Annotated in this window: 14 protein-coding genes and 1 pseudogene; 7 read left to right on the top strand and 8 right to left on the bottom strand. The window is 71.1% G+C overall.

All coding sequences use genetic code 11. The features are described from left to right. Window positions 1-50: 50 nt before the first annotated feature. A complete protein-coding gene (ilvA, locus tag N5I75_RS23325; protein ID WP_476680195.1) occupies window positions 51-1,292 on the bottom strand; it encodes a threonine ammonia-lyase in 1,242 nt (413 codons plus the stop codon). 175 nt (window positions 1,293-1,467) lie between these two features. On the opposite strand from ilvA, the gene N5I75_RS23320 reads away from it, so the two are divergent. The 3 genes from N5I75_RS23320 to N5I75_RS23310 all read left to right on the top strand — a co-directional run bounded on the left by N5I75_RS23320 (window position 1,468) and on the right by N5I75_RS23310 (window position 2,840). Then, a complete protein-coding gene (locus tag N5I75_RS23320) occupies window positions 1,468-1,956 on the top strand; it encodes a MarR family winged helix-turn-helix transcriptional regulator (RefSeq protein ID WP_476680471.1) in 489 nt (162 codons plus the stop codon). An 86-nt stretch (window positions 1,957-2,042) separates the two neighbouring features. Beyond that, window positions 2,043-2,525 carry a sigma factor-like helix-turn-helix DNA-binding protein gene (locus tag N5I75_RS23315; protein ID WP_476680193.1) on the top strand — a complete coding sequence of 161 codons (483 nt, stop codon included), beginning with the start codon at window positions 2,043-2,045 and terminating at the stop codon, window positions 2,523-2,525. 60 nt (window positions 2,526-2,585) lie between these two features. Next, window positions 2,586-2,840, top strand: coding sequence for a hypothetical protein (locus tag N5I75_RS23310; protein WP_476680192.1), 255 nt, complete (start codon window positions 2,586-2,588; stop codon window positions 2,838-2,840). 22 nt (window positions 2,841-2,862) lie between these two features. On the opposite strand, the gene N5I75_RS23305 is transcribed toward N5I75_RS23310, so the two are convergent. Then, window positions 2,863-4,038: a cystathionine gamma-synthase gene (locus N5I75_RS23305; protein ID WP_476680190.1), complete on the bottom strand. Its 1,176-nt coding sequence runs from the start codon at window positions 4,036-4,038 to the stop codon at window positions 2,863-2,865. A 68-nt stretch (window positions 4,039-4,106) separates the two neighbouring features. Between N5I75_RS23305 and N5I75_RS23300 the strand changes: the two genes are divergently transcribed. Both N5I75_RS23300 and N5I75_RS23295 read left to right on the top strand, forming a co-directional pair. Beyond that, window positions 4,107-5,207 (top strand): hypothetical protein, encoded by a 1,101-nt coding sequence (locus tag N5I75_RS23300; RefSeq protein WP_476680188.1) that lies wholly within the window; start codon window positions 4,107-4,109, stop codon window positions 5,205-5,207. Between the two features lie 48 nt (window positions 5,208-5,255). After that, the gene (locus N5I75_RS23295; protein ID WP_476680186.1) at window positions 5,256-5,885 is read left to right on the top strand and encodes a DUF4291 domain-containing protein; all 630 of its coding nucleotides are present in this window, start codon (window positions 5,256-5,258) and stop codon (window positions 5,883-5,885) included. On the opposite strand, the gene N5I75_RS23290 is transcribed toward N5I75_RS23295, so the two are convergent. From N5I75_RS23290 to N5I75_RS23280, 3 genes and pseudogenes are all read right to left on the bottom strand, one after another. Then, a complete protein-coding gene (locus tag N5I75_RS23290) occupies window positions 5,860-6,144 on the bottom strand; it encodes a DUF397 domain-containing protein (protein WP_476680469.1) in 285 nt (94 codons plus the stop codon). The two genes, N5I75_RS23295 and N5I75_RS23290, sit on opposite strands and share 26 nt — an antisense overlap. Before the next feature lie 72 nt (window positions 6,145-6,216). Next, window positions 6,217-6,366: pseudogene (locus N5I75_RS23285) on the bottom strand (DUF397 domain-containing protein); the annotation flags it as partial. Continuing rightward, window positions 6,347-7,198: a helix-turn-helix domain-containing protein gene (locus N5I75_RS23280; protein WP_476680185.1), complete on the bottom strand. Its 852-nt coding sequence runs from the start codon at window positions 7,196-7,198 to the stop codon at window positions 6,347-6,349. The gene N5I75_RS23280 and the pseudogene N5I75_RS23285, both read right to left, overlap by 20 nt. A 130-nt stretch (window positions 7,199-7,328) precedes the next feature. Here N5I75_RS23280 and N5I75_RS23275 point away from each other — a divergent pair, with 130 nt between their 5' ends. Then, window positions 7,329-7,676 carry an ATP-binding protein gene (locus tag N5I75_RS23275; RefSeq protein WP_476680183.1) on the top strand — a complete coding sequence of 116 codons (348 nt, stop codon included), beginning with the start codon at window positions 7,329-7,331 and terminating at the stop codon, window positions 7,674-7,676. Window positions 7,677-7,860: 184 nt separating this feature from the next. On the opposite strand, the gene N5I75_RS23270 is transcribed toward N5I75_RS23275, so the two are convergent. Continuing rightward, window positions 7,861-8,208 carry a DUF1330 domain-containing protein gene (locus tag N5I75_RS23270; protein ID WP_476680181.1) on the bottom strand — a complete coding sequence of 116 codons (348 nt, stop codon included), beginning with the start codon at window positions 8,206-8,208 and terminating at the stop codon, window positions 7,861-7,863. A 96-nt stretch (window positions 8,209-8,304) separates the two neighbouring features. Further along, complete coding sequence (locus N5I75_RS23265; RefSeq protein ID WP_476680179.1) at window positions 8,305-9,348, bottom strand: NAD(P)-dependent alcohol dehydrogenase; 1,044 nt, start codon at window positions 9,346-9,348, stop codon at window positions 8,305-8,307. A 118-nt stretch (window positions 9,349-9,466) separates the two neighbouring features. On the opposite strand from N5I75_RS23265, the gene N5I75_RS23260 reads away from it, so the two are divergent. Then, window positions 9,467-10,396: an MmyB family transcriptional regulator gene (locus N5I75_RS23260; protein ID WP_476680177.1), complete on the top strand. Its 930-nt coding sequence runs from the start codon at window positions 9,467-9,469 to the stop codon at window positions 10,394-10,396. 137 nt (window positions 10,397-10,533) lie between these two features. Here N5I75_RS23260 and N5I75_RS23255 read toward each other — a convergent pair whose 3' ends face one another. Further along, entirely contained in the window at window positions 10,534-13,833 is a 3,300-nt protein-coding gene (locus tag N5I75_RS23255; RefSeq protein ID WP_476680175.1) for a S8 family peptidase, read from the bottom strand. Window positions 13,834-13,924: the final 91 nt, after the last annotated feature.

Below are 13,924 nucleotides of genomic sequence, written 5' to 3'. Positions count from 1 at the left end.
TCCCGGCCGGTTTCCCTGTTTGTTCGTGGGAGGCGGCGCGGTCGTCCCGGTCAGCCGAGGACCGTGTAACCGGCGGAGCGCAACGCCGCCTCGACCTCGGCGCAGTGCGCGGGGCCCTTCGTCTCCAGGTGCAGCTCCACCTCCGCCTCGGTCAGCCCCAGCCGGGGATCCGTCCGTACGTGGCCCACGTTCAGGACGTTAGCGTCCGCCACTGACAACACCTCCGCGATGGAGGCCAGGGCGCCGGGCCGGTCGGTGAGCCGCACGCGCAGCGACAGGTAGCGGCCCGCGGCGGCCATGCCGTGGGTGAGGACGCGCTGCATCAGAAGCGGGTCGACATTGCCCCCGGACAGGAGCGCGACGACCGGGCCCTCGAAGGTGTCCGGCTCGCTCAGGAGCGCCGCCACGGGGCTGGCGCCCGCCGGTTCGACGACCATTTTGGCCCGCTCCAGGCAGAGCAGCAGCGCGCTCGCGAGGTGGTCCTCCGACACCGTACGGACCTCGTCGACCAGGCCGCGGACGAGCGCGAAGGGGACGTCGCCGGGGCGGCCCACCTTGATGCCGTCGGCCATGGTCGCCGGGTTCGGCACGGAGACGGGGCGGCCCGCCTCCAGGCTGGGCGGGTAGGCGGCGGCGCCGGCCGCCTGGACGCCGACGACCTTCACGTCCGGACGCAGCGCCTTGACCGCGACGGCGACGCCCGCCGCGAGCCCGCCGCCGCCGATCCCGACCACGACGGTGCGCACCTCGGGGCACTGCTCCAGGATCTCCAGGCCGAGCGTGCCCTGACCCGCGACGATGTCCGGGTGGTCGAAGGGGTGGATGAAGACGGCGCCGGTCTCGCGCGCGTACTCCTGCGCGGCGGCGAGCGTCTCGTCGACCACCTGCCCGTGCAGCCGCACCTCGGCGCCGTAGTCACGGGTCGCGGCGACCTTCGGCAGGGGCGCGCCGACGGGCATGAACACCGTGGCGCGCACGCCCAGGAGTGAGGAGGCGAGGGCCACGCCCTGCGCGTGGTTGCCCGCGCTCGCGGCGACGACACCGGCCGCGCGCTCTTCGGGGGACAGACCGGCGATGCGCACGTAGGCGCCGCGCAGCTTGAAGGAGCCGGTCCGCTGGAGGTTCTCGCACTTGAGGTGGACGGGCGCGCCGACCAGCTGGGACAGGTGGTGGCTGTGGGACATCGAGGTCGTCCGCGCCACTCCGGCAAGCATCTTCTGGGCGCCGAGTACGTCGTCGAGGGTCACGGCGGGCAGAGGGTGCGGCAAGGAGTCAGACGCGTTGTAGCTCATGACCAAAGTCTTGCAGCTCACGGCGCAGGTCTCCCTGGATGTTCACGCTGCGAGACCGGATTGCGCAGCGCAGGTACGGCCAGCGCTTTCGCCGCGTACCCTGTGCCCCAATCCAGTGCAATCCACCACCCACGCATGAAGTGAGCCCCCGGCCATGCCCACACCACAGGAAACGATGGACATGACGACCGCCGGCGACACCGGCCTCCTCGAAACGCTGCAGCACGAGGTGGCGGTCTTCGCCCGTCGCGCCGAACAGACCCGGCTCGGCGGGGTCGGGCAGGTGCGCAACTCGATGGACCGTGCCGCGTATCTGCTGCTCAACCGCCTCGACAAGGAAGGCCCGATGGGCGTCAAGGCGCTCGCGTCGAGCATGGGGATCGACTCCTCGACGGTGACGCGTCAGGTCGCCCCGCTCGTCGACACCGGCCTCGTCAAGCGCACCTCGCACCCGGAGGACGGCCGCGCCGTCGTGCTCCAGCTGTCCCCGCGCGGTCTCTCCCGGCTCGACGAGGTCCGCTCGTCGCGGCGGGAGCTGATGGCGCAGTTGACGGAGGAGTGGGAGCCACAGGAGCGCGAGCAGTTCTGTGCGCTCCTCACGCGCTTCAATTCCGCCCTCAGCGCACGCCAGTCGAGTCAGGCGGCACCCCCGGCCGCCTCCTGAGGCACGCGCACCCCGTACGTACCGCGTACGTACCGCCGCGGTTCCCGCCTCTTGACCGGGGGGCCGCGGCGGGCCTCATATGAAGCGTGCGCGAACGGCAGGCGTCGAGGAACGCCCGCCGGGCCCGGGAGTTCGAGGCGTTCGTCGCGGGCGCGGCAGGGCGGCTGCTGCATGCCGCGACGCTGCTCACCGCGGAGCCGCACGACGACAACCCGCGCGCGCGGAAGCTGCTCACGGCCGCCCTCGCCCGTACGTACGCCTCCTGGGACCGTCTGCGGGGGGAGGACCCCTACGACTGCGCCCGCAAGGAACTAGGCGTCCGTTTCGCGCGCGGGGCGTGGCACCAGCACCGCGGGCACGGCGGCGTCCTCGGCCATCTGGCCCCGCAGGAGCGCCTCATCCTCGTCCTGCGGCTCTTCGAGGGCATCGGCGAGGAGCAGGTGGCCGCGCTGCTCGGACTGCCCGTGGAGCGCGTACGGGCGGTGCACGCGCGCGCGATGGCACTCGTCCTGCACCCGCCGCGCGGCCCCGCGCCCGCGGCGGAGCTGCCCGGGGCGGCCCCGGCATGACCGTCACAGGGTGCGCGGAGGCACGGGCATGAGCCTTCAGGAGCGTACGGAGGCGCACGCATGAGCCTTCAGGACCGTACGGAGGCCACGGTGCGCGCGGTGCTCGACGCGGCGCCGCCGCCCGTCGTGCCGGCCGACCTCGGTGCGGAGGCGATGCGCAGGGGCGGCCGTACGCTGCGGCGGCGCCAGGTGGCGCGGCGGGTGCTGTGGCTGCTGCTGTGCGCGGCGGTGGTGGCGTTTCTGGTGTGGGCGACGATGGCGCGGCCGTGGGTGGAGCCGCCGGACACGACGACTCCACCGTTGACGGGTTGGTGACCCGCAGTACTTACTGCCGCTTTTACTTGGCGCCGTCCAGGGCCTGCTGAAGGTCGGCAAGGAGATCGTCGATCGACTCGATGCCGACGGAGAGCCGCACGAGGTCGGCGGGGACTTCGAGCAGCGAGCCCGCGACCGACGCGTGCGTCATGCGGCCCGGATGCTCGATGAGGGACTCCACACCGCCCAGGGACTCACCGAGGGTGAACACCTTCGCGCGGTTGCAGACCTCGACGGCGGCCTCCTCGCCGCCCTCGACCCGGAAGGACACCATGCCGCCGAACGCCTTCATCTGCTTGGCGGCGACCTCGTGCCCCGGGTGCTCGGGCAGCCCCGGGTAGAGGACGTGAGTGACGCGCGGGTGGCGGCCGAGCATCTCGACCACGCGGGCGGCGTTCTCGCTGTGCCGGTCCATGCGGACGGACAGCGTCTTGATGCCGCGCAGGACGAGCCAGGCGTCGAAGGGCCCGCACACGGCGCCCATGGCGTTCTGGTGGTAGGCGAGGTCGTCACCGAGCGCCTGGTCATTGACGACGAGGGCGCCGCCGACGACGTCCGAGTGCCCGCCCATGTACTTGGTCATCGAGTGCACGACGACGTCCGCGCCGAGCGCGAGCGGCTGCTGGAGGTAGGGGCTGGCGAAGGTGTTGTCCACGACGAGACGGACGCCGGCCTCGCGGGTCACCTGGGCGACGGCGGCGATGTCGGTGATGCCGAGGAGGGGGTTCGAGGGCGTCTCGACCCACACGGCCTTCGTCTTCGGGGTGATGGCGGCGCGCACGGCGTCGACGTCACTGGTGTCGGCGACCGACCACTCGACACCCCACCTCGACACGACCTTGTCGAAGAGCCGGAAGGTACCGCCGTAGGCGTCGTTCGGGATCACGACATGGTCGCCGGGGCTCAGCAGCGTGCGCAGCAGGCAGTCCTCGGCGGCGAGCCCCGAGGCGAAGGCGAGACCGCGGCGGCCGCCCTCGATCGCGGCCAGGTTCTCCTCCAGGGCGCTGCGGGTCGGGTTGGCGCTGCGGCTGTACTCGTAGCCGCCGCGCAGGCCGCCGACGCCGTCCTGCTTGTACGTGGAGACCTGGTAGATCGGCGGGACGACGGCGCCGGTCACGGGATCGGCCGTGTTGCCGGCGTGGATGGCGGTCGTCTCGAACCCGCGGTGGGCGTCGTTCTGGCTGTGGGTGTCGCTCATGGAGCCCGAGCCTAGTGCGCCGGGCTCGTGGACAGGCCTCTTACGCCGCCTCGGTTAGCTTTGGAGGCATGGGAATTCTCTGGGTCCTGATGGCCGTGCTGATGATCGCCTGGGTGGTGATGCTGCGCCGGCGCGGCGGTGGGGGCGGGATCCGTCAGGTCGCCCCGGGCTCGCCGGACGCGGCTGACCCGGCGGACTACGGTTTCGTGCGCCAGGAGGAGCTCGACGTGCGCCTGCCGGGCCCGGACCAGGATCTCCTGAACGTGATGGCGGTGGTCCAGCGCAATCAGGATTTCACGGCGGCTTCGCAATTGCTGGCCGGTACCGGCAAGGAGACCGAGACCCGCTGGGAGCGCGTCCAGGCGATCGCCGGAGCCGCCGCCATCGAGCTGGCGCAGACGCCGCGCCTCGGCGCCGGGTGGCTCCACGCCTGGCGTTCGCAGCAGCCCAAGGACGCGGGCGGGGCGCAGGTCTTCGCCGAGTTCCTGGTGCAGCAGGCGTGGCGCAACGGCGGGACGCAGGACGAGCAGCGGATCATCCTGGAGGAGGCGCGGGCGGCGTGCGAGCAGGCGGCGCTCCTGGCCCCCGGTGATCCGGTCCCCCACATCACGCACCTGGCCGTGGCGCGCGGCCTCGGCTACTCGCAGTCCGAGTTCGAGCAGTTGTGGCTGAAGATCCTCGACACGGCTCCAGGGCACATGGGCGCGCACTTGGCCGGACTCCGCTACTGGACGGAGAAGTGGCACGGCTCGCGCGACGAGGCGTTCGCGTTCGCGGAAGCGGCGGCGACACGCGCCCCGCGCGGCTCGCTCCTGGCCGCGCTCCCCTTGTTCGCCCTGTACGAGCACATGCCCGACCTGAACCTCGTCCGCGGCTTCTACGAGAGCGAGGTCGTGTCCAAGGCGCTGCACGGCGCCCTGTTCGCGGTGCACGCCGCCCGCCCCGACGACCCCATGCTCGCCCACGTCCGCCACCTGCTCGTCTTCTTCCTCGTCCGCAGCGAGCGCTGGTCGGAGGCGATGCAGCAGATCCTGCACGTCGACGGCCACGTCGGCGCGATCCCGTGGACGGCGGAGGAGGACCCGGCGGCGGCGTACGCGGTGTACCGGGCGCTGGCCGTCGCCGGGTACGAGGCCAATGGGGGGAGCCCGGCGAGCCTGCGGCACTGAGCTTTATTCGCTGGCGGGCGTCCGCGCGGGGCGCCCATTCTGTCGGGCATGAGCGAGTCGATACCCCGGCAGCAGATCCGGGCGCAGTACACGGACAGCACGATCACGGTGTACCAGGCGTACGCGCCGGGGATCGGTCTGCCCGCCGCGCGCGACGGCCGCTTCCCGGCCGGTTGGAAGCGGGAGCGGATGACGTGGATCAAGCCGTCGTTCCTCTGGATGATGTACCGGTGCGGCTGGGCCACGAAGCCGGGGCAGGAAGTCGTGCTGGCTGTCGAGATCCAGCGAGCCGGTTTCGAGTGGGCGCTGCGTCATGCGTGCCTGTCGAGCTACGAGTCCGGGGTACATGCCGATCACTCGGCCTGGAAGCGGGAGTTGCGGTCTGCGCCCGCGCGGGTGCAGTGGGATCCCGAGCGGGATGTGTGGCTGCGGCCGCTTGAGCACCGGTCGTTGCAGCTCGGGCTCTCCGGGGAGGCGGTTCGGCTCTACGCGGATGAGTGGCTGGTGTCGGTTTCCGATGTGACTCCGCGCGTGCGTGAGATACGGGAGTTGGTCGCCGGGGGCGATGTGGAGGCGGCGACCAAGTTGCTCCCGGCCGAGCGGCCGTACCCCGGGCAGGAGCAATTGGTCGGGCATCTGGTGGCGTCGCCCGTCAGTACCGGCGCACCCCTGCGATGAACGCGGACCAGGTCGTGTCGGCCACGACGATCACGGGCCCGCCGGGGTTCTTGCTGTCGCGGACCGGGACGATGCCCTTCGGGGCGCCGGGGGTCAGGGCGACCTCCACGCATTCGCCGCCGTCGCCGTTGCTGTGCGCGGATGTGCGCCAGTGGGCGGCGCCGGGGAAGTCATGACCGACTTCGACGCAGTCGCCGCCGCTGCCGTTGCTGTGGACTGACTTTCGCCAGCGGGCGGCGCCGGGAAAATCGTGCCCCACCTCGACACGATCTCCACCGTCGCCGTTGCTGTGGCTGGCTTTACGCCACTTGGCGGCGCCCGGGAAGCCGCGGGCGACCTCGACGCAGTGTCCCCCATCACCGTTGCTGTAAGTCGATTTGTACCAGTAGGCCTTATGCAGGGAAGCCTGGACGCCCCCCGCCTTGTCGCTGTCGCGGCCGCGCCACGAAGCAGCGCTCACTTCACTCTGGGACCTTGCCATTGCGGTAGTCCTCTGCGGCTCTCTCGATAAGTTCCAGGGACGCTTCGGTTGGTAGCGCTGCGGCCCTGAGTCGACCGTACGCCCTCGCATACTGCTTCACGAGGCCCGGATCGTCGACCAACTGCCCGCTGTACATCCCCTCCGTGTACATCAGCGGCGGCTCATCAGCGAATGCCATGAACCTAGCCCGGCCCATCATGAAGGGGTGCGCCCCCGAGTTCCGCAACAAGATCTGCGGAAACGACCGGCGCCGACGCGCCACCTCCGCGATGTGTGCGAGCTGTTCCGCCATGTCCCCGGCAGGGATGATCGACTCCCGCAGGACCGACTCGTGCAGTACCAACCAGGTTTCAGGGGCCTGGCGCCCCTCGAAGAGCCACGCCCGTGCACGCCGATCGGCGACCTTCCCGGCCAGCTCCTCCTCCGACGCCGTCGGGTGAGCCGCAATCACAACCGACCGGATGTAGGGCTCCAGTTGGAGCGGACCCGGGATCAGCGACGGATCCCACTCCTCGATCTCCACTGCCCGTTTCTCCAACTCCAGCGTGTCGGCGAAGTACTCGGCGTGAGTTCCCCGCCGGGCCTTCCCCACGTCGTCACACCCGCGCGCGAAGTACCCATCCGTACCCAGCACCCGGTCCACATGCCGGGCCAACTCCATCGGCATCCGGCGTTCGCCGCGCTCAATATCGCTGAGCAGCGACTTTCCGTAGAAGCTGCCCTCTACCAGCTCCTCCAGAGACAGGCCGGAGGCCTCCCGCTTCCACCTCAGCTCCTTGCCGTAGAAAGTGGGGACGCTCATCGAGCCGTCGATGTCCTTGCGCCGTGCCATCGCTCACCGCCGCGTGTGGGGGGGCTTCCGCAGGTGACCCTGCGTACTCGAAACCCTCGTCACGGTACGCAGCGTGGCGCCACTGTGTGAGCGAACCGTCACAGTGCGCCCAGGAAGGTGACGCCCGCTCATGCCCGACCTCGCCCTCGATCTCCTCGCCACCCCCAAATCCGTACCGGAGATCCGCCATCACCTCCGCGCTCACGACTACGAAGTCCGGCTCTGCGCTTCGGAGTTGATGACCAACGTCATCGACCATCTGGGCGAGGGCACCCCTGTCTCCGTACGGGTCTACACGACCGACGGCGACCGCACCCGCGTAGAGGTGACCGACCCCGACCCGCGCGCCCTCCCCACACTCCTTCACGCCACCCTGACCGACGAATGCGGCCGGGGCCTGACCCTCGTAGGAGCGCTGGCCCTGCGCTGGGGCGTCGAGCAAGGGGCGCGCGGCAAAACGGTGTGGTGCGAGCTGTGAGGCGGCTCGCCCGAGCCCTGCTCACCGCGTTCCTGCCGGGCACGGGTCGCCGCCGCCGCGCCCACGCACCGCCGCCTGAATCCGTTGAACCGGCACCACCCATGCGCCCGCGCAGCCCCTACGCCCGCGAAGCCGCGGAAGCCGCCCGCGTCGACGTGAGCCACGTCCCCCTCGTCCGGCCCTACTACCGCGCGGAGCCCGTTCGCATCGCCGCCGCCGTGCTCGACGCGTCGTAGTCCTCCGCCACACCCTCCACGAACACCATCTCCCCCGGGATGTGATCCGCCCGCAGCCGCTTGATCTCCTGGTACGCCGCCGAGGCGTACCACTCGTGCGCCCGCGCCAGGTCCGGGAAGCCGACGATGACCATGTCGCCGTGCCACTCCCCCTCCACGTACTCGCTCTTCTTGCCGTGGGAGAGGAAACGGCCGCCGAACGGGGCGAACGTGCCCTGGACGCGTTCGATGTACTCCAGGACATCAGGGTGGACCGGTGCCGTGGGGCGCAGTACGGCGATGGCGTAGGCGGTCATGACAAAGCCCTCCTCGGGTCCGGCGGACTGGACGAGAACATCCTGGCCGGAGCCCGAAGAGGGCGTCGATTACCTACCGGGTAAGGGTGGTCGGACTCAGATCGTCGCCGCGTCGATCACGAAGCGGTACCGCACGTCCGAGTTGAGGACCCGCTCGTACGCCTCGTTGACCTGGCTCGCCTCGATCAGTTCGATCTCCGCGCCGAGGCCGTGCTCCGCGCAGAAGTCCAGCATCTCCTGGGTCTCGGCGATGCCGCCGATCATCGAACCGGCGAGGGTCTTGTTGCCGCCGATGAGGGAGAAGAGGTTGAGGGAGATCGGCTCCTCGGGGGCGCCGACGTTCACCAGGGCGCCGCCCGTCTTGAGCAGGCTCAGGTACGCGCCGAAGTCCAGCGGGGCGGACACCGTCGAGAGGATCACATCGAAAGACCCCGCCAGTTCCTCGAAGGTCGCCGGGTCGCTCGTCGCGAAATACCGGTCCGCGCCGAGCTTCAGGCCGTCGTCCTTCTTGCGCAGGGACTGCGAGAGGACCGTCACCTCCGCGCCCATGGCGTGGGCGATCTTGACGCCCATGTGGCCGAGGCCGCCGAGGCCGACCACGGCGACCTTCTTGCCGGGGCCCGCGCCCCAGTGCTTCAGCGGGGAGTAGGTCGTGATGCCGGCGCAGAGGAGGGGGGCCGCCACATCGAGGGAGATGCCCTCGGGAATGCGGAGAGTGAACGCCTCGTCCACGACGACCTTCTGGGAGTAGCCGCCGTAGGTGGGCTCGCCGTCCTTGCCGACGGAGTTGTACGTGCCGACGTTCCCGCGGACGCAGTGCTGCTCCTGGCCGTTCAGGCAGGGCTCGCACTCACGGCAGGAGTCGACCATGCAGCCGACGCCCACGCGGTCGCCGACCTTGAACTTCGTCACACCGGAGCCGACCTCGGAGACGACACCGGCGATCTCGTGGCCCGGGACCATCGGGAAGATGGCCTCGCCCCAGCCCTCACGGGCCTGGTGGATGTCGGAGTGGCAGATTCCGGCGAACTGGATGTCGATCAGTACGTCGTGCTCGCCGACCGTGCGGCGCTCGATGGTGGTGCGCTCCAGCGGAGCCTTGGCGCTGGGCGCGGCGTATGCGGCAACAGTCGTGGTCATGGCTCCCAGCGTGCCTCGCACGGAGACATTCGCCCAGGTCACCGCTTTGCGTACGTCCAGCGGTCCTACTACTGGCGGGGTCAGGCTCATGGGCGTACGACCGGGAATACTGGACACCATGGATGCCAAACCGGACAACCCCGACGCCCACGGGACCCAGGACGGCCCCGACGGCCTCGACCAGCGCGCCGAGCTGAGCGAGTTCCTGCGCACCCGGCGGGCCCGGCTCAAGCCCGAGGACGTGGGGATGCCGACGATCGGGCGGCACCGGCGTGTGCCGGGGCTTCGGCGCGAGGAGCTGGCGCAGCTCGCCGGGGTCTCCGTGGCGTACTACACCCGCCTGGAGCAGGGCAACGGGCGCAATGTGTCGGCCGAGGTGCTCGACGCCATCGCGCGCGCCCTCCGCCTCAGTGAGACGGAACACGCGCACCTGACCCATCTTGCCAAGCCCCGGCAGCAGCGTCGCAAGCACCGGCCCGCCGCCAGGCGCCAGCACGCGCGGCCCGCGCTCCAGCATCTCGTCGACTCGATGGAGGGCGTGCCCGCGTACATCGGCGGGGCGCGGTCCGAGATCCTCGCCTGGAACCGGATGGCCGCCGCCCTCTTCGGGGACTGGGGCGCGATGGCCGCGCACGAGCGCAACTGGGCCCGGCTCACCTTCCTCAACCCCGACTATCGCGAGCTGTTCCGCGACTGGGAGCAGAAGGCGTCCGACATGGTCAGCTATCTGCGGCTGTACGCCGGTCAGCATCCGGACGACCCGGAACTCTCCGCTCTCGTCGGTGAACTGTCCGTCAAGAGCGAGGAGTTCAGGACGTTGTGGGCCACGCACGACGTGAAGGAGAAGGGGCACGGCGTCAAGCGGATGCGGCACCCGCTCGTCGGTGAGCTGACCCTCGCCTACGAGACGCTGCACCTGCCGGACGACGACGGGCAGTTCCTGTCCGTGTACCACGCGGAGCCGGGGTCGCCGTCCGCCGAGGCGCTGCGCCTGCTGGCGAGCTGGGGCGCCGACGCCACCCGCGCCGGAAGCGAGGCGCCCCGCTAGGGGCGCGGGGAACTGCGCGACCAGCCACGACGCATCCGCACCCGGCGATGCCGCCCAGCCCAGGGGCTCCGCCCCGGCCCCCGCTCCTCAATCGCCGGAGGGGCTGAAGAGGGGGGCCGGGGCGGGCCTCCCCGTAATCAGCTACCGGCGTACGCGTCGTAAATTGAGATCGTCGACGTGTTGCCCGTCTTATCGACGACCTTCGCGCGGAACGACACCGTCCGCCCCTTCGCGGGGTTCTTCACAGTGATCTTGCCGTGGCCGACCGCGGTCCTCCTCCAGGTGTGGCCGCCGTCGTAGGAGACGTGGACGGTGAGGGACCTGAGGTTGCCAGGAGCGGCCGCCGCGCCCTGGACCTGGACCGGGAAGGTCTGCGTCCGGCCCGCGGCGACCGTGCTGTCGAGGCCGGTCGTCGCCGCGAACCGGGCCCCGGACACCGGCAGTCGCGTTACGTCGGCCGTCTTCTTGGAGCGGAACGTCCAGCTCGCGTCGATCCTGGTCGAGGCCGCCGCCACCTTCGCGTCCCGTGTGACCGAGGTCGTCAGGCGGTACGCGGCGTCGCCCGGCGGGACCGGGTAGAACCGGTCGCCGAAGAGCGGGTCGGCGGCCGAGGCGATCCGGGTGCCGTCGCGGTACAGCGTCGTCCTGACCGAGGTGAAGTCCGACTGGCCCGCGTGCGTCCTGCCGTCGGCGAAGAGCGGCAGGTAGCCGTACAGCTCGCCGCCGTCGCGGAACACGCCGTAGTCGCCGCCGACGCGCGGCCCGAACACGGCCGTGTTGAACGTCTTCCCGTACGTCCGGCCCGCCTTGAGGGCCTGCGCGTTCCCGAGCGTGTACGAGGCGTCCGCGACCGGCCGCCCGTTCGCGTCCTTGCCCGCGAACTGGGCGAAGTCCAGGCCCCACTTGACCTTGTCGATGGTCGAGAGGTGCAGGGTGCGGGTGGCGGGCAGCTCCTGCTCGACCAGCATGCCGAACGCGGTGTCGTCCGGCAGTTCGGCCGACGCGTCGAGCACACCGGTCTTGCCGGGGGCCGAAGCGCCGAGACCGGCCTTGACCGTCGCCAGTTCGGCCGCCTTGAAGTGCTTGGTCTTCGCTCCCTGGACCCGCTTGACCTGGGCGCTGGTCACTACGTCGTACTCGGCGTGGGCGCCCTTGGTCCACTGGCCGAACCAGGTCTGCCTCAGCCCGTTCGCCACGGCGGGGCCGAGCGGCGCGATGCGGATGTTCGCGAACGAGTCGTGCATGATGCCGGCATAGAGTCCGGCCTCGCCCCTCGTGTAGGCGTAGTTGACCATCGCGCTCAGCTGCTTCGCCTTGGGGTCCGGCACCGTGATCGACGCCGCCTTCGTCCTGCGGGCGTCCAGCGTCAGGGTCATGTCCTTGGTGACGACGAGCTCGGGCTGTACGAACCAGTCGACACCGCCCCTGCCCTCCTCCAGGTCCTTGGCCAGCAGGCCGTCCAGGAGGTAGCTGCCCTTGGGCAGGCGCACGGTCGCCGTGCCGGAGGCGGTCTGCGGCGCGGAGAACATCTGGTCCCGGGCCGCGCCCGTGAATCCGTACAGGTCGGTGTAGTACGTCGACAGGGGCCGCCCGTCACGGCCGATGTGCCTGAGCGTCACGTCGTACGACTCGACCTCGCGCTGCACCGCCGCCGCCGTCCGTACCGTCCGGCCGCCGCCGCTCGCCGTGATGTACGCCGAGTACGCACCGTCGACGGTGCCGCCGAGCCGGGTGTCGGCCGTCATGGCGACGTCGGCGGTACCGCCCGCGGGGACGGTCACCTTGGTTGCGGCCAGCTTGAAGAAGCCCGCCGGGGCTGCCTGCCCCTTCGGGTCGGTGGCGGACACCTTGAGGCTGAGGGTGACGGCCTCGGTTCCGAGGTTGCGGTACGTCACCTTCCTGGTGAGCACCTTGTCGTCGGCGTGCGGCCACCGCGCGACCCCGAAACCGACCGAGATGTTCTCGGCGATCACCGTCTGCTTGATGGCCCGGTCGACCTGGATGCGGCCGCTGCCCTGCTGGAACGCCGTGTACGCGCCGCCCTTCGCCGAGCCGACGAGCGCGCCCTTCAGCTCCCCGTACGTCCACCGCGGGTGCCGCTGCTTGAGGAGGGCGGCGGCGCCCGCGACGTGCGGCGCCGCCATCGACGTACCCGAGATGGTCACGTATCCGGCGGGCTTCTGGCCGACCTCCTCGGCGACGGCGCTCCCCGCCGCGGCGGCTGCCGTGATGTCGACGCCCGGGGCGGTCACATCCGGTTTGATCGCGCCGTCGCCGCCGCGCGGCCCGGTCGAGGAGAAGCCGGCAAGCTTGTCCTTGTCGTCGACGGCGCCGACGGTGAGCGCCGCGTCCGCGCTGCCGGGCGAACCGATGGACTGCGGGCCGGAGTTGCCCGCGGCGACGGCGAAGAGGATGCCCTTCTGCTCGGAGAGCTTGTCGACCTCGGCTTCCAGCGGGTCGGTCCCCGGGGTGTCGGTGGCGCCGAGGCTGAGGTTGACGATGTCGGCGCCCTGTTCGGCCGCCCACTCCATCCCGGCGACGATGCCGGAGTCGTCGCCGAAGCCGTTGTCGTCGAGGACCTTTCCCGCGAGGATCTTGGCCCCCGGCGCGACGCCCTTGTACGTGCCGCCGGACCTGGCCCCCGTACCGGCCGCGATGGAGGCGACGTGGGTGCCGTGCCCGAGGCGGTCGACGGCGTCGGCGGCCGTCGAGAAGTTCTTCACCTCGACGACCTGGTCCTTCAGGTCGGGGTGGGTGGTGTCGACGCCGGAGTCCAGGACGGCGATCTTGACGCCCTTGCCGTCGTACCCGGCGGCCCACGCCTTCGGGGCGCCGATCTGCGGCACCGACTTGTCGAGGCTCGCGCGGCGCAGACCGTCGAGCCAGACGCGGCCGACACCGGCGGCGGTGGCGCCCTTCCCGTTCGTCACCGCGTCCCACAGCTCGCCCGCGTCGTCCTTCGGCGTGCTGACGGCGTCCGCGTTGAGCGTCCTGAGGCTGCGGCGCACCGTCGTGTCCCCGGCGCCGCGCACCTCGGCCCGCGCCGTCGCGGCGGCGCCCTCGTAACCGACGATGACCTTGAGCCCGCCGCGCTGCGCCTCGACGTACGCCGCCTTGGACAGCTCGGTGACGTCGAAGAGGCGCCGGTCGAGGCGGCCGTCGGCGATGAGGCGCCGCGCGTCGGCCGGTACGACGTAGGTGTGGCCCGCGATCTGGCGCGTCTGCACGGGTACGCGGGCCCGCCCCGGGGCCCGCTCGAACCCGGCCGGCCGGCCCTTCGCGTCGACCGCGACCCGGTCGCCGGTGATGAGGGTGACGTACGTGTGCGGCCTCAGGTCCTGGCCCGGCCGCGCGGCGGCGGCCGACTCGGGCGCGGCGGTGGCCGAGGGGACGGTCAGCCCGGCGGCCAGCGCGACGACGGCGGCCGTGGAGACCACGACCGCCGGGCGACGCCTACGCGTATGTCGTGCGGATCCCTGTCTGTGCGCGTGTGGGTGCAATGTCTCCCCCTGATGACGGTGGTGCACC

It is taken from the genome of Streptomyces sp. R818, from assembly GCF_056172735.1.
This window is presented reverse-complemented; position numbering and strand designations above follow the sequence as displayed.